Below are 22,145 nucleotides of genomic sequence, written 5' to 3'. Positions count from 1 at the left end.
CCGCCGTCAGTTGCAGGATGGCCGGCCTGTCCTCCGGCCGTTCGCTGCGCAGGACGAGCTCAGGGCAGGATGGTCCGAGCTTTCCGCGGCAAGCTCATGCAGGATCTCCAGGGCGCGGTCGGCGTCTGCCACCGGCACCAGCAAATGGTCGTGGTGGAATCCGGCCAGGACGTTGCAGCTGATGCGGGCGTCGGTGAGGGCTGCGCTTACTGCGGCTGTGAGCCCAACCGCTTCGAGTGGGGAATGCACCTGTAGGGTGATCCACGCGGCAACGAAGTCGTAGGGCAGCTCCAGCCTGTCCGCCTCGGCCCGGGGCAGGACAGCCGTTAGCCCCTCCGCTTCCCGGACAGCAGCCTCAATGCCGGCAACCAGCGGCCTGCCGTACGGCCAGAGGACGTACACGAACTCGCCCTCCCGCACTACAGGGCGGATCGATGCCAAGAGGGTCCGGATGTCCTTTTCACCAGTCATTGGGCCATTAAACAACAACGGCGGCCATTCCCCGGGGAACGGCCGCCGTCGACGGCGATTGCCGGCTACTTGTTGTCAGCCGACACAGTCTGCTTCTGCTGGCTGTTGCTGCCGGCATTCCCGGACTCGGCCGGCTTCTCAGCTGCCGGTGCGGCCGGAGCCGCAGCCGGCTTGGGTGCCGGCGTGGCGGCCGTGACGAACGCCCCGCGAGGGTTGTCCAGGTCCATCAGCTGGGTGGTGTCCCGGCCCATGATGAGGGCAAGGATCCAGCCGACGATCACACGGATCTTGCGCTCAACCGTGGGCATGGCCAGGCCGTGGTAGCCACGGTGCGCCAGCCAGGCCAGGGGGCCCTTGAGTCCGATACGGCCCAGGAGGTTGATGTTTGCGACACCCTTCCATTCGCCGAAGCCGGCAACAGCGCCCAGGTTCTTGTGCTTGTAGTCCTTCAGCTCCTTGTCCCAGCGGGAGGCCCACAGGTTCTTGGCGAGGCGCTTGGCCTGGCGAAGGGCGTGCTGGGCGTTCGGTACGCAGGTACCGTCCGGCAGGCCGCTGCCGGTGAGGTCCGGCACAGCCGCGACGTCGCCGGCTGCCCAGGCGTTCTCGATGATGCCTTCGTCACCGGCGATGCGCAGGTCCGCCAGGACCCGGACACGTCCGCGCGGCTCCAGCGGGAAGTCGGTGGAGCGAACCATCGGGTTGGCTTGCACGCCGGCAGTCCAGACGAGGGTGTCCGACTCGAATTCCTGGGCCGGGGTCTTATCCGGCAGGTTGATGAGCTTCAGGGAGCCCTCGGCGTTGTCCAGGGACGTGTTGAGCAGCACCTCGATGCCGCGGCTGCGCAGGTGCTCAACAACCCATTCCGCCTGCTTGGCGGTGACTTCGGGCATGATGCGGCCCATGGCTTCAACCAGGACGAAGCGGACTTCCTCCTGCCTGACGCGGGGGTTGTTCTTGACGGCTGCCCGGGCGAGGTCTTCCATCTCGGTGATGCACTCGATGCCGGCGAAACCGCCGCCCACAACCACGAACGTCAGGGCGCGTGCACGCTCGACGGGATCCGTCATGAGCGACCCGGCTTCGATCCGGTCGAGGACCTTGTTGCGCAGTGCAACGGCTTCCTCGATGGTCTTGAGGCCGATGCCCTTGTCCGCCAGGCCCTTGATGGGGAACGTGCGGGTAATTGCGCCTGCGGCAACCACAACGTCGAAGTACGGCACCTCAAAGTTCGGGCCGCCGTCGGCCGGCGCAACCACTGCCGTGCGGTTGGCGTGGTCGATCGAGGTGACGCGGCCCTGGATGAGTTCCGTCTGCTTCAGGTGCTGACGGTGGGAGACGACAGCGTGGCGCGCCTCGATGTTTCCGCCGGCAACTTCCGGCAGGAAGGGCTGGTAAGTCATGTAAGGCAGCGGATCAACGACGGTGACGATGCCACCGGCATTCGCGATCTTGTTCTGCAGTTTGAGGGCTACGTACAGGCCGACGTACCCGCCGCCGACGACGAGTACCCTGGGACGGTCCTGGAGCTGTGGGGTTGTTGCCATGCTTCAAGAATACAGTAGTTTGTGAAAATCTTCACTAACTATTACCGGCGTCTCTACGGCCCTTTCGAGTCCACGGCGTCGAGCACTCCGGTCTCGGGGTCATCCCGCAATCCGCGCGGGTTCCTTGAGGCCTTCCGAAGCTGGAAAACAGCTCCTCCGATGATGCCCACAAACAGCACGCCGAAGCCGATCACCACCATGGCCGGCACGGCGCTGTCCAAGGGGGACGGCGCCTCAGCCACCGGAACGGCGGCGCTGGGCAGCGTGGGCGCGGCACTCGAGGGACTGTCGCCTGGCTCCGCGGCCGGTGTGGTGGCGACCGACTCTCCGCGGCGATGGACCCTGATCCAGTCCGCGACGGTGCCCAGCGGGTTCACCTTGGTTTCCGGCACGTCGTCCTTGAGGGCAGCTTCTGCATTGAGCACACCAAAGCCGTAAATCGGGTCCTTGCCCGGTGCGCCGGCGTCCTTGGCTGTGGTGACAATCCTGTTGATCACCTGGCTCGCTGACATCTCGGGCCACTTGGAGCGGATAAGCGCCGCCACGCCGGACACGATCGGTGTGGCTCCGGAGGTGCCAGCCCATTCCGCATAGCCATCGCCCGGCATGCCGCCGACCAGGTTTTCGGCCGGCGCTGCCACACCAATGCTGATGCCCTGGGAGGAGGCATCGACGCTGGCGGACCCCTTGCGGTCCACGCCAGCAACTGTCAGCACGCCCGGAATGGTGGCGGGGGCGCCCACCTGCACATTGCCGCCCACCCGGTTGCCTGCGGCGGCCACGATCACCACGTCCTTTTGTTCTGCGTACAGGAATGCCGCGTCCCAGCTTTGCGGCCATTCCGGCGAGGTGCTGCCCAGCGAAATGTTGATCACGCGGGCACCGTTGTCCACCGCCCAGCGCACTGCCGCAGGAATCTGTTCCTGGTCCGTCTTGCCGCCGGGATTCTGCGATCCAAGCCACGTGGAAACCGAAAGGATCTGCGCTTCGGGCGCAACCCCCACGATCCCGTCGGGACCGGGCGCCGGCTTAGCACCTGGTGTCGGGGTTGCGGTGGACTTCGGCGGCTGGTGGCCCCGCCCGGCCAGCATGGTTGCCACCAGCGTGCCGTGCTCCGGCTTCGAACCGATGCTTTTCTGCCCGTCAGCGCTTCCTGCGCCCGAGGTGTCGCTCCCGCCAACAACCACACCCTTCAGGTCGGGGTGCTTGGCATCAACTCCGCTGTCGATGACGGCGACTTTGACGTTGGCGCCCTTGGAAACTTCCCAGGCTTTGGTGATGCCGGACTCGGACAGCCAGTATTCCTTGTCCCGCCAGGAATCGGCGCTGGCCTCCGGAGCGCCGATCAGCGACACCGCCAAGGTTCCTGCGGCAAGGGCCATAGCCGTCAGGGCAGGGGCTATCCGGCTCCGGCGGGCTGTTGCTCTGGTCATGTGGGTCCAATCGGGTCTGCATCTGATGGTGCAGCGCGGAAGGGCTGCTGTCGGCGGTTCCGTGGGGGCGCACCGGCCGGGAAGAATTCTGGCTGAGGCCATTCTCTGGCTGAAGCCCGTTCGCTAGCTGATACTCAAGGCAATCCCGTCGAGAATATCGTGCTCACTGGCGACGGCCGAGGTGATCCTGCCGTCCGTGACCTCGGCCAGGCGATCCAAGACACGGCGCCAGACCAGTCCGCCGGCACCGATGACGTCAACGCGGCCCGGGTGCATGTAGGGCAGTCCGGCGCGGGCGGCCTTGGACATCTCAAGCAGGTCCGTGCAGGCTTCGTCAATGGCGCTGAGCGGGAGTTCCGCGCCATGGATCGCTGCGGGCGAGTATTCCGGCAGCCGGAGCGCGTGGGCCGTAATGGTGGTGACGGACCCTGCCACGCCGACGACGGCGGCGGTGCGTTCCAGCGGAACGGCCAGTCCCGCCTCGCTGATGGCGGCGTCGACGTCGGCCTCTGCCGCAGCGATCTGCTCCGGCGACGGCGGATCGTTGCGAAGGTGGCGTTCCGTCATCCGGACACAGCCGACGTCCACCGATTTGGCGGCGATGACGCCGCTGGCGTCGCCGAGCACGAATTCGGTGCTTCCGCCGCCAAGGTCCACCACCAGCACGGGGTCCGACCCGCGGGACGGAAGCACGCTGCTGGCGCCGGCGAAGGAAAGTGCCGCCTCTTCGTCGCCCGTGATCACTTCAGGTTCGACCCCAAGGATCTCGCGGATGCCGGCAACAAAGACGTCCCGGTTGCTGGCGTCCCTAGTGGCGGAAGTGGCAACAAAACGGACCTTTCCCGCCCCGTGTTCACGGATCAGTGCCGCGTAGTCCAATGTCGCGGCGAACGTGCGGTCAAGGGCCTCCTGCGCCAGTTCACCGGTTGCGTCCACGCCCTGGCCCAGCCGGACAACCCGCATTTCACGCACCACGTCGGTCAGCTTGGAGCTGCTCCCGTTTCCGTCAACATCGGCGATCAGGAGCCGGATGGAATTGGTGCCGCAGTCGATGGCGGCAACGCGCGTCACTGGGCTGCCTCCGTGGAGTTTTCAGCATGCTGCTGGGTTTTGCGCACCGGCGCAGGACGGCCGACGATGTCGGGGAGGCCTTGCGGTCCGTGGCGGCTGAGGTCCTTTGAGGGCGCCTCTCCCCCGGTGTCCCAGGCGCCGTCGCAGTAGCAGCGGTCTGCCGTCCACCATTCGCTGATGGCGGCAATGGCCTCGTCACCCAGCGGGTTGACCCCGGAACCGGCCGCCAGGGAATGACCCACGAGGACGTGGAGGCACTTCACCCGGGTGGGCATACCGCCGGCGGAGATGCCGTCAATCTCGGGGACTGCGCCGATGCCGGACCGTTCCCCGATCTCCGCCCGGGAAACGAGGTAGGCCTCGTGGGCTGCCCGGTAATGGGCAGCCAGGGTGGAATCTTCGGTGAGGCGCTCGTTCATGTCGTTCATCAGGCCCGCGGCCTCGAGCCGCGACACTGCCGATGTGATGACCGGGTGCGTCAGGTAGAACGTCGTGGGGAACGGCGTTCCGTTGCTGAGACGCGGCGATGTCGCCGCGACCAGGGGGTTGCCGCAGACACAGCGGGCCGGGATTTCGACGACGTCGCGGACGGGGCGCCCCAGCTGCCGGCTGAGGACGTCCAGGTCCCGGGCCGAGGGGTGGCTGTAAGCCGGGGAGGCTGTGGCTTCGCCTTCCGCCGGGTTCCCGCCCGGAGCGTTTTCGCCCACTAAATTCTGGTCCACTGGCGCGGCCGCCTTCCTGCCCTTGGTGGGCCGTCCCCTGGGACAGCCGGCGGAGGGCACCGCCTCTAGTCTGTTGCCGAACGCCTGATGGACTCCCAAAGCGAGTCCACCCATGGCAGTTTTGCCGGGTCCTCTGCTGATCCTGTACCGGCCTGGCTACTGGTGGTCCCGGCCGGCAGATCGCTGCCAAACACCCAGTAGCCGGTTTCACCCGGCATAACCATGTTAATGCGGTCCCGGGCCTGCTGCTTCACGTAGTTCGGATCCTGCCAGCGCGACACCTGGAGCTTCAGGTTGTCCTGCTCGGCTTTCCGCGACGCGATATCCGCCTGCAGTGCGGCGATCTCGGCCCGTTTGTCGATAAAGATCTTGACGGTGGGGGCCAGCATAATGGTGATGGCAATCATGACGACGGCCAGGGCCAGCATCCGTCCGGAAAACGCCTTGGCAGGGACGGGATCGAGGTTCTCATCCGCTGCATTTTTCCCGGACGCCCGGGTGGATTGGCCCGCTGGCTGGCTGCCAGTCGGACGGCCGGCGGCCTGCTTGCCGGCAGCAACCCCGGCTTTGACCGACGTCCCCAGGCGGCTTGCTGTGGTGGCTTTCCCGGGCGCAGCAGGCGGCTTGGCCTCGGCGGCGGGCAGGTGCCGCGTCGCGCCGAAATCCGCGCGGATGACGTCAGCGCCGTCGTCGGCGTCCTTGGACTGACGCACCGCGGGCGTAGCCCGGGGAACCTTGGGACGGCGGGTGGGCATGACACTCCTGTAATGAATGGTCCGTGCTGTGCTCGGTTCTGGCCGCGAACCGGTCCTTGGCACAAAACAGAACCGGTGGCCATGGTCTTTCAACCATAGCCACCGGTCAGCTGTTTTCTTGGATGCTAGCCCTTGAAACGCGGGAACGCGCTACGGCCGGCGTAGCGTGCGGCGTCGTCGAGTTCCTCTTCGATGCGCAGCAGCTGGTTGTACTTGGCGACGCGCTCGGAGCGGGCCGGGGCACCGGTCTTGATCTGTCCCGCGTTGGTGGCAACGGAGATGTCAGCAATGGTGGTGTCCTCGGTTTCGCCGGAGCGGTGCGAGGTGATGGTGGTGTATCCGGCACGCTGGGCCAGTGACACGGCGTCCAGCGTCTCGGTCAGGGAGCCGATCTGGTTGACCTTGACCAGCAGTGAGTTGGCGGTCTTGGTGTCGATGCCGCGCTGCAGGATTGCCGGGTTGGTGACGAAGAGGTCATCGCCCACGAGCTGGACCTTGTCGCCGATGGTGTCGGTGAGGGTCTTCCAGCCTTCCCAGTCGTTTTCATCCAGCGGGTCCTCGATGGAAACCAGCGGGTAGTCGGCGACGAGCTCGGCGTAGTAGGCGCTCATCTCGGTGGCGGAAAGTGCCTTGCCTTCGAACTGGTAGGCGCCGTCCTTGAAGAACTCGGAGGAGGCGACGTCCAGGGCCAGGGCGATGTCCTTGCCCGGGGTGTAGCCGGCGTTCTTGATGGCTTCCTGGATCAGGTCCAGCGCGGCACGGTTGGAGGGCAGGTTCGGCGCGAAGCCACCCTCGTCGCCCAGGCCGGTGGAGAGGCCCTTGGCCTGCAGGACCGACTTGAGGTTGTGGTAGACCTCGACGCCCCAGCGCAGGCCTTCGGAGAAGGTCTCGGCGCCGATCGGGACGATCATGAATTCCTGGATGTCCACATCGGAGTCGGCGTGCGAGCCGCCGTTGAGGATGTTCATCAGCGGAACGGGAAGGACGTGCGCGTTGGGGCCGCCCAGGTACTTGTACAGCGGCAGGTCTGCGGACGCTGCGGCGGCGTTGGCCACGGCCAGGGAAACACCCAGGATGGCGTTGGCGCCGAGCTTGCCCTTGTTGGGCGTGCCGTCCAGGTCGATCATGGCCTGGTCGATGCTGCGCTGGTCAGTGGCATCGAAGCCGGTCAGGGCCGGAGCGATCTGGTCGATGACTGCGTCAACGGCCTTCTGGACACCCTTGCCGAGGTAGCGTCCCTTGTCTCCGTCGCGGAGTTCAACGGCCTCGTGTTCGCCGGTGGAGGCACCGGAGGGAACTGCTGCGCGGCCGATCTGGCCGTCGGAAAGCAGAACTTCAACTTCTACGGTCGGGTTGCCACGGGAATCGAGGATCTCGCGGGCGTGGATGGCATCGATAAGCGCCATGAATATGCTCCTTATGGTGAAGCGATTTACTGGGAATCTAGCGGAAAAACTCGACGTCCTCGTCAGGGACTAGCGTAGTCGAGAGTGTTGCAGGTTACGGAAACCTATCCAGCACCCGGACGTCATGATCCCGTCGCGGAAGTGTGCCGGCTGGCCAGGCGGTTGCTGTCCTGATACCGCCGGACGGCCCCGCGGAGGGCGCGTTCGGCGTCGAGGCCCCTGGTCCGGGCAGTGGAGACAACGGCGAGCAGCAGCTCGCCCAGCTCCTCTTCAGAGCTGAAGGACCCCACTACCGGCGGCTGGGCCTGCCCGGATCCGGTGCTGGCGGGATCAGCCACCAGCCCTGCCCGCCCGGCACGATCCAATGACTTCTGGGCGCGGGCGAGAGCCGGGAGGGCCTGCGGAATTCCTTCGAAGGGATCACCGCGTTCCGGCTTCTCGGCCAGTTTGATGGAGTCCCACTTGCGGACGATCTCCTCCACGCTGGCCGGAAAGGTGTCCTGCAGCGAGCCGTCCGGCCGGAACACGTGCGGATTCCGGCGGATCAGCTTCGCGGTGAGGCCCTGGACGACGTCCTCGAAACCGAAGCTGCCGCGTTCCTCGGCCAGGCGGGCGTGCAGCACCACCTGGAGCAGTACGTCGCCAAGCTCCCCTCGGAGCTCTGCTTCGTCGCCGCCGGTTTCGATTGTTTCGGCAACTTCAAAGGCCTCCTCGAGGAGGTACTCCACCAGGGACTCGTGGGTCAGCGCCCCCATCCAGGGGCAATGCTCCCGGAGGGCGGCGATGTTGGCCACCAAGGAGGCAACCGGGCTCGGACCGTCTTTAGGCAAGGCTGGCGTAGGCGTCGTTGATGTACTCGACGAGGGCTTCCTTTTCCTCCAGCGGCAGGAACGCGGCCTCGGCGGCGTTGAGCGTCAGCTCCAGCAGGTCGTCGAGGTCGTAGTCGAAGGTTTCCACCAGCAGCTCGAACTCGTCGGTGAGGGTGACGCCGCTCATCAAACGGTTGTCGGTGTTGATCGTCACGTTGAAGCCGAGCTGGTACAGCATGTCCAGCGGGTGGCTTTCGATGCCCTCACCGAAGCCGGCGATGGCGCCCGTCTGCAGGTTGGAGGACGGGCAAATTTCCAGGGCGATGCCTCGGTCGCGGATCCAGCTGGAGAGCTCACCGAGCGTCACCATGCCGATGTTCCCGTCGGCTTCGTCCCCGTCGGCGGAGTCTTCGTCGTCGAATTCGACCGTGATGTCCTCGGCGATGCGCACGCCGTGGCCCAGGCGCAGGGCCCGGCCGTCAACGAGGGCGGACTGGATGCTTTCCAGGCCTGCAGCTTCGCCGGCGTGGACCGTGGCGGGGAAGTTGTGCTGGGCAAGGTAGGTGAAGGCGTCGCGGAAGCGTGCCGGCAGGAACCCATCTTCGGCTCCGGCGATGTCGAAGCCAACGGCCCCGTTGTCGCGGTGACGGACTGCCAGTTCGGCAATCTCCTGGCCGCGGTCCGCGTGGCGCATGGCCGTGATGAGCTGGCCCACCTGGATCTCACGGCCGCTTTCGGCGACCGCGTCCACGCCGGCGTCGAGGCCTTCCTGGATGGCCTCGACCACTTCGTCCAGCGTCAGCCCCTTCTGCAGGTGCTGCTCCGGTGCCCAACGGACTTCGCCGTACACCACGCCGTCGTCCGCGAGGTCCTCAACGAACTCCTTGGCCACCCGGAAGAGACCCTCCTTGGTCTGCATCACGGCGATGGTGTGGTCGAAGGTCTCGAGGTAGCGGACCAGGGAGCCGGAGTCCGCGGATTCACGGAACCATTCCCCCAGGGCCACCGGATCGGTGGAGGGAAGGGTATGTCCAACGGCTTCCGCCAGTTCGATGATGGTGGCCGGGCGCAGGCCGCCGTCCAGGTGGTCGTGCAGGGAAACCTTGGGGAGGCTTTTGAGGTCGAAGTCGATGGCAGGGGCAGCGTCAAGAATGGGCTCAGTCACGGTTCCAACCTTAGGGTCGGAAGGCTTCCAGCGCCACCCGGAAAGTGACGGCCCCGATTTAGCGCCCGGGTTCGGCTTCGGCGACTGCGGGAACGGCCATCGGAGCCATCTCGACGGCGTCCCGCTGGGCATGTGCGCCCTCTTCCGGAGCCGCTTCCTTGCCTGGACGAACCACATCGTTGCGACCCAGCCGCTTGTGCCACCAGCGAAGCAGGTGGTCGATGATGATTCCGAGAATGATGGCGAACACCACGGCAATGCCGGCTCCGAGCAGCGGATTGTCATGCAGCAAGGGGAAGGAACTGGCCAGAAGGCCGATCCCGATCGAGTAACCCACCCAGGTAAAGCAGGCGACGGCGTCCAGGACGAAGAACCTGCGGTGCGGGAAGGACGTAGTGCCGGCAACGTAGTTGACCGCCACACGGCCCCAAGGGATGTACCGGGCCGTGAAAATCAGGACGGCGCCCCGCTTCTCCAGCTCGTAGTGGGCCCACGCGAAGACTTTCTGCACCTTGGGTTTGCGCATCCAGCGCCAACGTTCCAGCCCGATCTTCCGACCCAGCATGTAGGCCATGTTGTCGCCGGCCATGGCGCCAACCAGGGCGGTGGCGCCAAGAATCCACAGGTTGGGTTCGCCGCTCTGGCGTGAAAAGGCCGCGAGGGCGACGATCAGCGTTTCGCTGGGGACCACCATCGCGAAGCCGTCCACAAAAAAGAACACCAGCAGGATGGGATAGATCCACCATTGGCCTGCGGCATGGAGCACTGCCTCATTGATAAATTCCACGCGGGCCCTGCTCCTATGAAGTGATGGAAATCCTAATTAGTGTCGCATGGCAGAAGCATGATTCGCTACGTTCCGGCCGGAGGAAAAGATTTCGCTGGAAGTCCCTCGCGGACGCAAACATGCCGCAGCCTGATCCCGTGGCTACTTGGACGCGAGGCTACGGGCCTGATGTGGACTCCCCGGCCGGTTCCTCCGGTAGCCTGCCACGCAACCGGCTGATCAGGACGTCAACAATGATCCCGAGGAGGATCGCGCAGACAATGGCAATGGTCGCACCCAGCAGGTGGTTGTCCTCGAACCACTGCCCGAAAAACAGCCCTATGGCCACGGAATACGAAGACCACAGTGCGGCGGACAGCACAGTGAGCCCAACGAAGCGCAGGTGCGGAAAATGCGTAGCCCCGGCCGTCAGGTTCACGGCCACCCGGCCGATTGGAACGAACCGGGCCACCAGGACCAGGGATGCGGGGCGCTTCATGAGTTCGTTGCCTGCCCAGTGGAATGCTGTCTGCATTCTCGGTCCGCGCATCCACCGCCAGCGGCGGGTGCCGACCCTGCGGCCGATCAGGTAGGCAATGTTGTCCCCGCCGAAGGCTCCGAGTGCGGCGATGAGCATCAGCATCATCGGGTTGGGGACGTCCGCGGTGGCTGCCACCGCGGCCAGGCCCACCACAACGGACTCGCTGGGGATCGGCGGGAAGAACCCGTCGATCACGCAGCAGGCCAGCACCAGGAGGAGCACCCAGGGCTGTCCGGCCGCGGCGAGGATGAAGTCGTTGATTGCCTGCACAGTTTCCTAACGGCCGGGGCCACCGGATCTCTCCCGGACCGGTCCCGGGGCGGGCGTGGAGGCCGCCGCCGGGATCCGCCCCGGGAGTACCGCGTGGTCAGGCGATGCGGTCGATGATGAGCTTCTGAGCCGGCCGTGAGCCTTCCGGCGCAACCACCGCAGCGCCTTCCAGTGCTTCTTTGGCGCGGCCGAATTTCTCCGGAGTGTCCGTCAGCAGCGTCATCAGGGGCTCGCCGGCACGGACCAGCGCGCCGGGTTTGGCGTGCAGCCGGACCCCTGCCCCGGCCTGGACCTGGTCCTCCTTGCGTGCCCTGCCGGCACCGAGGCGCCATGCAGCGACGCCCACCGCCAGCGCATCCAGCTCCACGAGCACGCCGTCGGCGGGCGCGTAAACCACCTCGGATTCCTTCGCGACAGGCAGCTTTGCCCGGGGGTCCCCGCCTTGTGCCTCGATCATGCGGTTCCACACGTCCATGGCCCGGCCGTCCCTGAGCGCGGCCCGGGGGTCGGCGTCGTGCACGCCCGCGCAGGCGAGCATTTCCTCGGCCAGCCGGACCGTCAGCTCGACGACGTCTTCCGGACCGCCGCCGGCGAGCACCTCCACGGACTCCTCCACCTCGATGGCATTGCCTGCCGTGAGGCCCAGCGGCGTGTTCATGTTGGTCAGCAGGGCCACCGTGTTGACCCCGGCGTCCCTGCCCAGCGCAACCATCGTTTCCGCGAGTTCCCGGGCCCGGGCCTCGTCCTTCATGAAGGCGCCGGTGCCCACTTTGACGTCCAGGACCAGCGAACCGGTGCCCTCGGCGATCTTCTTGCTCATGATGGAGGAGGCGATGAGCGGAATCGCCTCCACTGTTCCGGTGACGTCCCGCAGGGCGTACAGCTTCTTGTCAGCGGGCGCCAGACCGGCACCGGCGGCGCAGATCACTGCCCCCACGTCCTGGAGCTGGGCCATCATTTCGTCGTTACTCAGCGCTGCGCGCCAGCCCGGGATCGATTCCAGCTTGTCCAGGGTCCCGCCGGTGTGGCCCAGGCCGCGGCCGGAAAGCTGAGGCACGGCGACGCCGAAAACGGCAACCAGCGGAGCCAGCGGAAGCGTGATCTTGTCCCCCACTCCCCCGGTGGAGTGCTTGTCCGACGTCGCCTTCACGCCGCCGTCGGGCCGCCGCAGGCCGGAAAAGTCCATCCTTTCACCGGAGGCGATCATCGCCGCGGTCCAGCGCGAGATTTCGGCCCGGTCCATGCCGTTGAGCAGGATGGCCATGTTCAGGGCCGCCATCTGCTCGTCGGCGATCGCGCCGCGGGTGTAGGCGTCGATGGTCCAGTCGATCTGCGCGGGGCTGAGCGCACCCTTGTCCCGCTTGATCCGGATGATGTCCACGGCGTCGAACGCTTCGGTGTTGTTTGGGGTTGGTGTCACCGGGGTTCCTCCAGGTGTTGGGGACCAAAGGCATCGGGAAGCACCTGGTCCATAGTTTTGATTCCGTGCGTGGTCATGAGTTCCATGTCCGGAGCCCGGAATTCGTACAGCAACTGCCGGCAGCGCCCGCAGGGCATCAGGACGTTGCCGCCTGCGTCCACGCAGTAGAAGGCGCGCAGCAGGCCGCCTCCGGTCATGTGCAGGTTGCCGACGAGTGCGCACTCGGCGCACAGGGTGAGCCCGTAGCTGGCGTTTTCGACGTTGCAGCCGCTCACGATCCGGCCGTCGGCCGTGAGGGCTGCTGCCCCCACGGCGAACTTCGAATACGGAGCGTAGGCGTTCCGCATGGCCGCCACGGCGGCCGTTTCCAGGGCTGCCCAGTCGACGGCGTTGGTTCCGGAGTCGGGGGCCGCGGCAGCCTGCTCTTCGCGCACGGCCGTCAGCCCTTGACATACGGTATGCCGTCGGCTGCGGGCGGCCGCGAACGTCCCACCAGCCCGGCCACGGCGATGACCGTCAGTGCGTACGGCAGCATGGCCATGAACTGGCTCGGAACCGGGGATCCGATGATGGTGATGATGCTCTGCAGGTTGTCGGCGAACCCAAAGAGGAGTGCGGCCAGAAAGGCGCCGATGGGGTTCCAACGGCCGAAGATCATGGCGGCCAGCGCTATGTAGCCGCGGCCGCCGGACATGTCCTTGCTGAACGCGTCCACCGAGACAAGAGTGAAGAAGGACCCGCCGATGCCGGCGATGGCGCCGCCCATGAGCACGTTGCGGAACCGGGTCCGGTTCACGTTGATGCCAACAGTGTCCGCAGCCTGGGGGTGCTCCCCCACCGCCCGGACGCGCAGGCCCCACTTGGTGTGGAACAGCCCGACATAGACGACGATGACGGCCACGTACATCAGGTAGCCCACCAGGGACTGGTGGAACAGGATGGGGCCGATGATCGGGATATCCGCGAGGAACGGGATGTCGACTGCCTGGAGCCTGCCGGGCTTGTTCAGCTGCTCCGGGTTCGCCGTGAGCAGGGTGGAGAACAGGAAGCTGGTGAGCCCGCTGATCAACACGTTGAGCACCACGCCCACGATGATCTGGTTCACGAGGTACTTGATGCTCACCACTGCCAGGACCAGGGACACGAGGGCACCTGCCACGGCCGCCGAAATGAGCCCGAGGTAGACGTTGCCGGTCACCGTGGCCACCACGGCTGCCGAAAACGCGCCGAGCAGGAGCTGGCCTTCGATCGCGATGTTGACCACGCCTGCACGCTCGCACAGCACGCCGGAGAGCGAGCCAAACACCAAGGGAACGGCGAGCGTCACGGCTCCGGCCATGAGGCCGCCGAGCGAAATGGACGGCTCGGCGTCCCGGCCGCCCGCGACGATCCAGATCATGAACCCGACAAGGAAGACCACGGCGAAAGTGCCGCCCAGCCACCCCGGGATCCGGCGATGCTGAAGAGTCAGGAAGCACGTGTAGGCGGCCAGGGCCAGCAGCAGGACGGAGCAGATCCAGCCCAGCGCCATCGAGGGCACGGTGATCTTTTCGACCCGGGCGACGCCGAGGGCAGCCAGGCCCAGGACGACGACGGCCGCGACGGTGGCTGCCGGAATCCAGCGGTCCACGGTTTCGCCGCTGCGGCGCCGGTTCATCCACCGGTAGCCCAAGTACGCGGCGGCGGCCAGGGCGACCACCAGCGTGATCCACGCCGCCGCGGAGGAGGCGTTGGGGTCCCGGGCCTCGGCGATCCGGAAACCGGCCGACTTCGTGTTGGCCAGGAAACCGAACAGGATGGTGCCGAGCACGGCCAGCAGGCCCAGTCCGACGCCGGCTTTCCAGCTCACCAGTTCGGCGGCGCCTGCCTTGGCGGGCCGTCCTCCTGCCTGTCCGGGGCCTTCCGCTGCCTGCCGGCTGGCGGGAGGTTGTGTCGTGGCGCTCATGCTGCCGCTCCGCTCTTCACGCCGCCGGCCGTTGAACCGGCGGTCCCACTCTTGGTGGACTTTTTCTTACGGGGATTGAGTCCGAATATCGCACGGACCAGCGGCGGTGCTGCGATGAACAGCACGATCAGGGACTGGATGACCAGGACAATGTCGATTGGTGTCTGGGTCTGGGCCTGCATGGCCACGCCACCAGCCCGGAAGGCTCCGAACAGGAGTCCGGCAAAGAAGGTGCCCCACGGCGTCGAGCGCCCGAGGAGCGCGACCGTGATGGCATCGAAGCCGATGGATGCGGCCACGCCGCCGGAAAGGTACTTTTCCGTGCCGGACACCTGGGCGATGCCGGCCAGGCCTGCCAGGGCACCGGCGATCGCCATCACCAGGATGGTGCTGCGGGCGACGTTGATGCCAGCGGTCCGCGCGGCGTTCGGGTTGGCGCCGACGGCGCGGAATTCAAAGCCGATGGTGGACCGGTTCAGCAGCCACCAGACGAAGGCGGTGGCCAGGATCGCGGCGATGAACCCGGCGTGCAGCCGGAACTGGGGACCCAGCAGCTCGGGGAACAGGGCGGTGGAGTCCAGGAACGGGGAGATGGGGTTGGTGGAACCCTTGCGCTGGAAGGCCGGGGTGGTCAGCAGGAACAGCAGCAGGAAGTTGGCGATGTAGTTGAGCATGATCGTCACGATCACCTCATGCGCCCCCGTCTTGGCTTTCAGCAGGCCGACAACGCCGCCCCAGACCGCACCGCCGACGAGGCCGGCGAGGATGACGACAAGCAGGTGCAGGCCTACCGGCAGGTGCCAGGCGAACCCGGCGTAGGCGCCAAAGAGGGCGCCGAAGATAATCTGCCCCTGGGCGCCGATGTTGAACAGGCCTGCGCGGAAGGCAAGTGCCACGCCGAGCCCGGCGCAGATCAGCGGGGTGGCGACGGTCAGCGTCTCGGTGATCGGGTACAGCTGCGCGGCCAGGTCAGCGCCGGCCCAGTTGAAGATGGATCCCTGGACCAGGGCGGCGTACGGACGAAACACTTCGCTCAGCAGGTCTCCCGGAAGGGCGAAGAAATAGCCTGCCGTGGCGGCGACCTTGGGATTGGTCACTGCCATGAGGATGCCGCCGATCACGATGGCGAGCAGCACGGACAGAACGGACACCATCGCATTGCCGGCGAAGATCTGGTGCAGCACCGATTCCCCGCTGTCCCGGTCCCGCCGTTGCGTCGCTGCCGGAACAGCGGACGGGGGGATCTGTCCCCTGCGGTGTCGAGGACGACGTCGGAGACGGCGGCCTCGGACGTGGTCGGCCCGGGTTTCCGGAGCTCAGCGGGTTCCGCTGCGTGCTTGCCGGCCGGAGCCGCCGGCTCCGGGGTCGTCTTCTCAGACATGTGCTTCTCCTTCGTGGCCGGCAGGCTCCGGCACCGCCGTCGTCGGGCTGCTGTGGGCGTGGGCTGCGGCGCTGGCTTCGGCCTCGTTGGCAGGGACTCCAGCCATCATCAGGCCCAGCACGTCGCGGGACGTGGTGGCCGGAACAATGCCGACCAGCCGTCCACGGTAGAGCACCGCGATCCGGTCGGCCAGCTGCATCACCTCGTCCAGTTCGGTGGAGACGATCATGACGGGGGTTCCGTGGTCCCGTTCGGCGATGACGCGCTTGTGGACGAATTCGATCGATCCTACGTCCAGCCCGCGGGTGGGCTGCGAAGCGATGAACAGGCGCAGCGGCCGTGAGAGTTCGCGGGCCAGGACGACCTTCTGCTGGTTACCGCCGGAGAGCGTGCCCACGGCCGCTGACACGGACTGGATGCGGACGTCGAACTCTTCGACTTTCTTCGCGGCGTTCTCCGCGATCACGCCGGGCTTCATCCCCACGCCCCGTGCGAACGGCGCCTTGTCGTAGAGATCCAGGATCATGTTTTCGGAGATCGAGAACGTGCCCACGAGTCCGTCGAGCGTGCGGTCTTCGGGGACGAACCCGACGCCGGTTCCGAGAATGTGTTTGACGCTTCGGCCCAGCAGTTCCTCGCCGTCGAGGGTGATGGATCCCGAGACATGCGTCTGGACGCCCAGGATGGCCTCGGTCAGTTCGGTCTGGCCGTTGCCCTGCACGCCGGCGATGGCCAGCACCTCGCCTTTGGCGATATCGAAGGACAGGTCGTCGACAACGTGCTGGCTATTGTGGTCGGTCACTGTCAGGTGACGGACCTTGAACGTGACCTCACCGGTCTTGGCCGGGGCTTTGTCCAGCGTCAGGCTGACTGCGCGCCCCACCATGGCGGACGCCAGCTCCGTGGGCGACGCCGTGGGCTCCGCCTGGCCCACCACCTTGCCGCGGCGGATGACGGTGATCGTGTCCGAAATAGCCTTGACCTCGCGGAGCTTGTGGGAAATGAAGACGATCGACTTCCCGTCCCGCTTCAGCTGCCGGATGATATCCAGCAGCTCGTCGGTCTCCTGCGGGGTGAGCACTGCCGTGGGCTCGTCCAGGATCAGGACCTCGGCATCGCGGACCAGGGCCTTGATGATTTCAACGCGCTGCTGGACCCCCACGGGAAGGTCTTCGACCATGGCGTCGGGGTCGACGTCGAACCCGTACTGGTCCGAAATCTGGCGGATCTTCGCTCGCGTGGCTTCGAGGTTGAGAAGGCCGCCAGCTTTGGTGGTCTCGTTGCCCAGGGCCACGTTCTCGGCCACGGTGAAGACCGGGATGAGCATGAAGTGCTGATGGACCATGCCGATGCCGGCGGCCATCGCCTCTCCGGGATCCTTGAAGACGACGGGTTTGCCGTCGACCAGGATTTCACCTTCCGTGGGGTCGTAGAGTCCGTAGAGCACGTTCATCAGGGTGGATTTCCCTGCGCCGTTCTCTCCCAGCAGGCAGTGGACCTGCCCGGGCTCTACGACCAAATCGATGTGGTCGTTGGCTACCAGGGATCCGAATCGCTTCGTGATCCCTCTCAGTTCGAGTTTCAAAACCCCAACCAATCTGTGTGTACGGACCTGCTCCGGCGCGTTGTCGGCGGCAGGGCAACGGGTAATCCCAGCCTAGTGTCCTCAGGGGGCCCTGGGCAGGGCGGGCTGGCAAGCAAAACAAGGCGCGCTGCCCTTCGGCCGAGGTAACGGCGGAAGGGCAGCGCGCCCCGCATTGTGATGCTTATTTGGCCGGGCTGGACTTCGACTCGACCTTGACGGTGCCGGAAACGATGTCCTTCTTCAGCTGGTCCAGCTCGCTCTTCAGATCTGCCGGCACGGCGGCATCGAGATCGTGGAAAGGAGCCAGGGCCACGCCGCCGTTTTCGAGGGTACCGATGTACGGTGCGGCGTCGAACTTGCCGTCCTTGTCGTCCTTGATGACCGTCTCCACAGCGGTGGACATGGTCTTCTGGACCGAGGACAGGATCACGGATTTGTATTCGGGGGCGGTCAGGTAGCCGTCGGAGTCAACCCAGATCAGCTTGGCGTCCTTGCCCTTGGACTTGGCCTCCAGAATCGCGCTGCCTGCGCCGGCCCCCACCGGGCCGGCCACGGGAAGGACGATGTCCGCGCCCTGGTCCAGGAAGCCCTGAGTCAGGACCTTGCCTTTGTCCACCTGCTTGAAGTCGCCGACGAAGGTGCCGTCCTGCTTGGCCTTGTCCCAGCCAATGAGCTGGACGTTCTTGCCCTTCTTGTCGTTGTAGTACTTCACGCCGTCGGCAAAGCCGTCCATGAAGATCGTCACCGTCGGGATGTTGATGCCGCCGAAAGTGGCCACCTTCCCGGTCTTCGAAGTGCCGGCAGCCAGGTAGCCGGCCAGGAATGCTGCCTGGGCTGTGTCGTAGACAATCGGCTTGACGTTCTTGGGGAACGTGGGGTCGTTGTAGTCGATGATCGCGAAGTGGCTGTTCGGGTTGGCCGTAGCGATGGATTTCGTGGCGTCGCCGAGCAGGAAGCCGACAGTGACGGTGAGCTTGCAGCCCTGCTGCACCATGGAGCGCAGGTTGGGGTCGTAGTCCGTGTCAGCCTTCGACTGGACGTGCTTCTCCTGGATGTTGAGGTCCTTGACGGACTGCTGCAAGCCTTCGTAGCCGGACTGGTTGAACGACTTGTCGTCGAATCCACCCGAGTCGGACACCATGCATGCGGTGTAGTCCGATTTCGTCGCGGAGCCGGAGGCACCCGGCGACGACGGGGCAGCTCCGCAGCCGGTCAGCAGCAGGGCAGCCGCACCCGCAGTGGCGACACCGGCCATTGAACCGCGTTTAAGGTTTGCACGCAGTGAGTTCTTCAATTTTCCTCCAGGAACAAAGAGATAGGCGCTACGACGGGGTTCAATGAGTGTCCGTTTCGAATGCTCCACACTGAAATTCTGTTTTCACTGATGGTTTCGCAGCACTGCGCCGAGGCGCACTGATGTCAGCTACTTTAGTGGCCTGGAACACGTCCTGATACCACGCCGGCGCGCCTTCCAGGAGATTGTTGAGAACTTGTTACCTATCGGTAGCCGCCCCCCGCAAGTCACGTCCATTTTCCTAGATCCGGACCAGCATCTTCCCGGTGTTGGCGCCGTCGAGCAGGTCCATAAATGCCTGCGGCGCGTTTTCCAGGCCGTCCACCACGGTTTCGTCGTAGCTGACTGTGCCGTCGGCCAGCCAACCCGCCATCCGGCCGGCGAACTCCGCGGCGTGCTGCCGCTGTCCGCCCACCAGGAACCCGCGGAGGGTCAGCTGTTTGCCGATCGCCTGCATGAGGTTGCGCGGCGCGGGGGTGGCCTCGGTGGCGTTGTACTGCGAGATCGCGCCGCACATGGCCACGCGCCCCCCGACGTTCAGCACCGACAGCGCCGCTTCCAGGTGGTCCCCGCCCACGTTGTCGAAGTAGACATCGATGCCGTTAGCCCCGGCCGCCTCCTTCAGCTGCTCCAGCACCGGCCTGTCGTTGTAGTTGAACGCAGCGTCGAAGCCGAGTTCCAGCAGCCGCGCCACCTTTTCCGGGGTACCGGCGCTGCCAATCACGCGCGATGCACCCATGGCTTTCGCGATCTGGCCTACGAGGGAACCGACGGCCCCGGCCGCGCCGGAAACGAAGACGGCGTCGCCGGCTTTGAACTCGGCCACCTTCAAGAGGCCCGCGTAGGCTGTGAGACCGGTCATGCCCAGCGCGCCCAGGAAAGCCGAGGCCGGAGCCAGGTCCGTCCGCGCCAGCGTGGTTGCCTTGGCGTCCACCACAGCGTATTCGCGCCAGCCCAGAGGATGCACGACGGCGTCCCCCACCTTGCGCTCATCGCTCCTGGACGCGATCACCTCACCCACAGCACCGCCGTCGAGCGCTGCATCCAGCGCGAACGGCGCGGAGTAGGACTTGACGTCATTCATGCGTCCGCGCATGTAGGGGTCCACGGAGATGAACAGGTTGCGGACCAGCACCTGGCCGTCCTGCAAGGCGGGCAGCTCCGATTCGGCGAGGCGGAAGTTCGCCGGGACCGGCCGCCCGACGGGGCGGGATGCCAGCTGGATTTCGCGGGTGGCTGCGGGAAGGGTTGCGGTTTCGGTGTTGGCGCTCACGCGGCCACCTCCAGGATCTTGATGTCTACGTTGATGTTGCCGCGGGTAGCGTTGGAGTAGGGGCAGATCCGGTGCGCCTTGGCCACGAGGGCTTCCGCTGTGGCGAGGTCCAGTGCCGGGAGTGCGATTTCGAGCTCGGCGGCCAGGCCGTAGCCCACGCCGTTCTCGAGGGCGCCGAAATGGATCTTTGCGGCGACGGCGGAATCCGTCAGGTCCGCCTTTTCCTTGCGCCCCACGAGGCGCAGCGCCGAGTGGAAGCAGGCGGCGTAACCGGCCGCGAACAGCTGTTCCGGGTTGGTGCCCTGGCCGTTGCCGCCCAGTTCCACGGGGCTCGCCAGGGTTACGTCGAGCTTGCCGTCTTTCGTGCGGGCGTTGCCGTCCCGGCCCTCGCCTGAGGCCAGTGCTTCTGCGGTGTAGAGAGTCTTCACGTGGTTCCGTTCTGTTGAGTGGGAAGTCTGTTGTTGGGAAATCTGCCTAGCGGGCGGAATGGAGGGCGGCGGTGAGCCTGCCCAGGGTCTCGCGGAGCTGGTCGAGTTCTGCCGGGGACAGGCCTGCGGCGTCTGCCAGCTGCTTTGGAATTCCGTTGGACCTGGCGCTGAGGGCGGTGCCGGCGTCCGTCAGGAATACCTCCACCCGGCGCTCATCCTCGGCCGACCGCCGCCGCTCCACCAGGCCTAGCGATTCGAGGCGCTTCAGCAGCGGCGACAGGGTACCGGAATCCAGGCCCAGCTCCTCCCCCAGTTCGCGGACGCTGCGGGGCTGGTCCTCCCAGAGCACCAGCATGACGAGGTACTGCGGGTAGGTCAGGCCGAGCTCATCCAGCATGGGCCGGTAGACGGCGGTGGCGGCCTTCGACGCGGAGTACAGCGCAAAGCACACCTGGCGATTCAGCCTGGGAGCGTCGAGGCGGGGGGCGTTGAGTCTGGGAGCGTCGGTCATGGGAAATACGATATCGCACAATTGAATTGTGCACAACTTATCTAGCCAACAAGGAGCGCGAACTGGCAGCTAATGCCCGCAGATCCGGGATTTGAGGGCATTAGCTGCCTGTTCGCGCTTAGTCGGCGCTGCTTAGAGGTCGCGGATTGTGCGCAGGGCCGCGGCCGTCAGGACCTGGATGCCATAGCCCAGCGCACGCTCGTCCAGGATGTAGTCACCGCGGTGCAGGTCATATTCCTCGCCGCCGGGAGTCTTGGTGCCGAGCCGCATCATCGCGCCGGGCAGCTCGGCCAGGAACCAGGCGAAATCCTCTCCGCCCATGGACTGCGGAGTGAGGACCACGGCACTTTCGGCGATCTCAGCGCGTGCCGCCGCCTCGATCAGCGCGGTCTCATGTTCGGAGTTGACCACGGGCGGAACGCCCCGTGTGTGCTCCAGCCGGACGTCCACACCGTACGGCGCGGCCACCTGGTGGACCACTTCGTCGAGGAGTTCACCGGCACTCTGCCAGGCGTCGCGGTCCAGGCAACGCATGGTCCCGGCCATGTAGCCGGTTCCGGGAATGGCGTTGGGGGCCGAGCCTGCGGAAATGTGACCCCACACCACGGAGACGCCGCTGCGGACATCCACCCGGCGGGAGAGCACAGCCGGAACGTTGACCGCGATCTGCGCCAGCGCGAAGACCAGGTCCTCGGTCAGGTGCGGGCGCGAGGTGTGGCCGCCGCGGCCGGAAAGCTCGATCCTGATGGTGTCCGACGCCGAGGTGATGGCGCCGATCCGGGTGCCGATCTTGCCGACGTCGATTCGCGGATCGCAGTGCAGGGCCAGGATGCGCGGCACGCCTTCCAGGACACCCTGCTCAATGCAGGAGTGCGCTCCGCCGGGCATCGTTTCCTCGGCCGGCTGGAAAATGATGCGGACCGTGCCGCCGAGCGGGGATTCCTGGTGCATGCGGTGCAGGACCAGGGCGATGCCAAGCATGGTGGTGGTGTGGACGTCATGCCCGCAGGCGTGCGTGACGCCGTGGTTTTTCGACGCGAACGGCAGGCCGGTTTCCTCGATGATGGGAAGGGCGTCGATGTCTCCGCGCAGCGCCGTCGCGATGGGGCCTTCGCCGACGTCGACAGTGAGGCCGGTGCCTTCGAGCCGCCGCGGTTTCAGGCCGGCGGCCTCCAGCCGCTCCGCCAGCTTGTTGGTGGTCCGGAACTCCTTGAAGGACAGCTCCGGATGCGCATGGAGGTCGCGGCGGAAATCGATGAGTTCCGGCAGCAGCGGCTCCAGCCACGGCCCCACAAGAGCGGTGGGTTCGGCTTCAGTAGTGTAGTTGCGCACGGAACAACTCTAGCGATGGTGCC

20 protein-coding genes and 1 pseudogene are annotated in these 22,145 nt (G+C 66.0%); all 21 read right to left on the bottom strand.

The genetic code is table 11. The features are described from left to right. Positions 1-6: 6 nt before the first annotated feature. The gene (locus FCN77_RS27580) at positions 7-471 is read right to left on the bottom strand and encodes an ACT domain-containing protein (RefSeq protein WP_368074320.1); all 465 of its coding nucleotides are present in this window, start codon (positions 469-471) and stop codon (positions 7-9) included. Positions 472-536: 65 nt separating this feature from the next. Then, complete coding sequence (locus FCN77_RS06710; protein ID WP_137321639.1) at positions 537-2,015, bottom strand: NAD(P)/FAD-dependent oxidoreductase; 1,479 nt, start codon at positions 2,013-2,015, stop codon at positions 537-539. Positions 2,016-2,068: 53 nt separating this feature from the next. Beyond that, positions 2,069-3,448 (bottom strand): S8 family serine peptidase, encoded by a 1,380-nt coding sequence (locus tag FCN77_RS06705; protein WP_137321638.1) that lies wholly within the window; start codon positions 3,446-3,448, stop codon positions 2,069-2,071. A 123-nt stretch (positions 3,449-3,571) separates the two neighbouring features. Beyond that, positions 3,572-4,519 carry a Ppx/GppA phosphatase family protein gene (locus tag FCN77_RS06700; RefSeq protein ID WP_137321637.1) on the bottom strand — a complete coding sequence of 316 codons (948 nt, stop codon included), beginning with the start codon at positions 4,517-4,519 and terminating at the stop codon, positions 3,572-3,574. Then, positions 4,516-5,142 (bottom strand): DUF501 domain-containing protein, encoded by a 627-nt coding sequence (locus FCN77_RS06695; RefSeq protein WP_175417424.1) that lies wholly within the window; start codon positions 5,140-5,142, stop codon positions 4,516-4,518. The genes FCN77_RS06700 and FCN77_RS06695 overlap by 4 nt, the downstream gene beginning before the upstream one ends. Positions 5,143-5,306: 164 nt before the next feature. Continuing rightward, the gene (locus FCN77_RS06690; protein WP_137321635.1) at positions 5,307-5,996 is read right to left on the bottom strand and encodes a septum formation initiator family protein; all 690 of its coding nucleotides are present in this window, start codon (positions 5,994-5,996) and stop codon (positions 5,307-5,309) included. Positions 5,997-6,121: 125 nt separating this feature from the next. Then, positions 6,122-7,402: a phosphopyruvate hydratase gene (gene eno / locus FCN77_RS06685; RefSeq protein WP_018774732.1), complete on the bottom strand. Its 1,281-nt coding sequence runs from the start codon at positions 7,400-7,402 to the stop codon at positions 6,122-6,124. A gap of 122 nt (positions 7,403-7,524) precedes the next feature. Next, positions 7,525-8,157: a MazG nucleotide pyrophosphohydrolase domain-containing protein gene (locus tag FCN77_RS06680; RefSeq protein ID WP_137324676.1), complete on the bottom strand. Its 633-nt coding sequence runs from the start codon at positions 8,155-8,157 to the stop codon at positions 7,525-7,527. Positions 8,158-8,224: 67 nt separating this feature from the next. Continuing rightward, a complete protein-coding gene (locus FCN77_RS06675; protein ID WP_137321634.1) occupies positions 8,225-9,376 on the bottom strand; it encodes an adenosine deaminase in 1,152 nt (383 codons plus the stop codon). Positions 9,377-9,434: 58 nt separating this feature from the next. Continuing rightward, positions 9,435-10,163 (bottom strand): DedA family protein, encoded by a 729-nt coding sequence (locus FCN77_RS06670; RefSeq protein WP_137321633.1) that lies wholly within the window; start codon positions 10,161-10,163, stop codon positions 9,435-9,437. Positions 10,164-10,320: 157 nt separating this feature from the next. Further along, complete coding sequence (locus tag FCN77_RS06665) at positions 10,321-10,953, bottom strand: DedA family protein (RefSeq protein ID WP_137321632.1); 633 nt, start codon at positions 10,951-10,953, stop codon at positions 10,321-10,323. Between the two features lie 97 nt (positions 10,954-11,050). Then, on the bottom strand, positions 11,051-12,373 hold the full coding sequence (locus FCN77_RS06660; protein WP_137321631.1) for a thymidine phosphorylase: 1,323 nt from the start codon (positions 12,371-12,373) through the stop codon (positions 11,051-11,053). Then, a complete protein-coding gene (locus FCN77_RS06655) occupies positions 12,370-12,720 on the bottom strand; it encodes a cytidine deaminase (protein WP_254679000.1) in 351 nt (116 codons plus the stop codon). Before FCN77_RS06655 ends, FCN77_RS06660 begins: the two co-directional genes overlap by 4 nt. Before the next feature lie 92 nt (positions 12,721-12,812). Further along, the gene (locus tag FCN77_RS06650) at positions 12,813-14,318 is read right to left on the bottom strand and encodes an ABC transporter permease (RefSeq protein ID WP_175417172.1); all 1,506 of its coding nucleotides are present in this window, start codon (positions 14,316-14,318) and stop codon (positions 12,813-12,815) included. Continuing rightward, a pseudogene (locus FCN77_RS06645) lies at positions 14,315-15,699 on the bottom strand (ABC transporter permease). The gene FCN77_RS06650 and the pseudogene FCN77_RS06645 overlap by 4 nt, the downstream one beginning before the upstream one ends. After that, positions 15,692-17,284 carry an ABC transporter ATP-binding protein gene (locus tag FCN77_RS06640; protein WP_137321629.1) on the bottom strand — a complete coding sequence of 531 codons (1,593 nt, stop codon included), beginning with the start codon at positions 17,282-17,284 and terminating at the stop codon, positions 15,692-15,694. The pseudogene FCN77_RS06645 and the gene FCN77_RS06640 overlap by 8 nt, the downstream one beginning before the upstream one ends. Before the next feature lie 181 nt (positions 17,285-17,465). Next, a complete protein-coding gene (locus tag FCN77_RS06635) occupies positions 17,466-18,578 on the bottom strand; it encodes a BMP family protein (protein ID WP_137321628.1) in 1,113 nt (370 codons plus the stop codon). Between the two features lie 241 nt (positions 18,579-18,819). Further along, positions 18,820-19,851 (bottom strand): NADP-dependent oxidoreductase, encoded by a 1,032-nt coding sequence (locus FCN77_RS06630; RefSeq protein WP_137321627.1) that lies wholly within the window; start codon positions 19,849-19,851, stop codon positions 18,820-18,822. Further along, positions 19,848-20,279, bottom strand: coding sequence for an organic hydroperoxide resistance protein (locus tag FCN77_RS06625; protein ID WP_137321626.1), 432 nt, complete (start codon positions 20,277-20,279; stop codon positions 19,848-19,850). Before FCN77_RS06625 ends, FCN77_RS06630 begins: the two co-directional genes overlap by 4 nt. Positions 20,280-20,325: 46 nt before the next feature. Continuing rightward, positions 20,326-20,790, bottom strand: a complete 465-nt coding sequence (locus FCN77_RS06620; protein ID WP_137321625.1) for a MarR family winged helix-turn-helix transcriptional regulator — start codon at positions 20,788-20,790, stop codon at positions 20,326-20,328. Between the two features lie 132 nt (positions 20,791-20,922). Next, positions 20,923-22,122, bottom strand: a complete 1,200-nt coding sequence (locus FCN77_RS06615) for an amidohydrolase (RefSeq protein ID WP_137321624.1) — start codon at positions 22,120-22,122, stop codon at positions 20,923-20,925. Positions 22,123-22,145: the final 23 nt, after the last annotated feature.

It is taken from the genome of Arthrobacter sp. 24S4-2 (assembly GCF_005280255.1).
In the GTDB taxonomy this organism is placed as follows: Bacteria; Actinomycetota; Actinomycetes; order Actinomycetales; family Micrococcaceae; genus Arthrobacter.
Note: the sequence above shows the minus strand (reverse complement) of the source record. Positions and strands in the feature narration are given on the sequence as shown.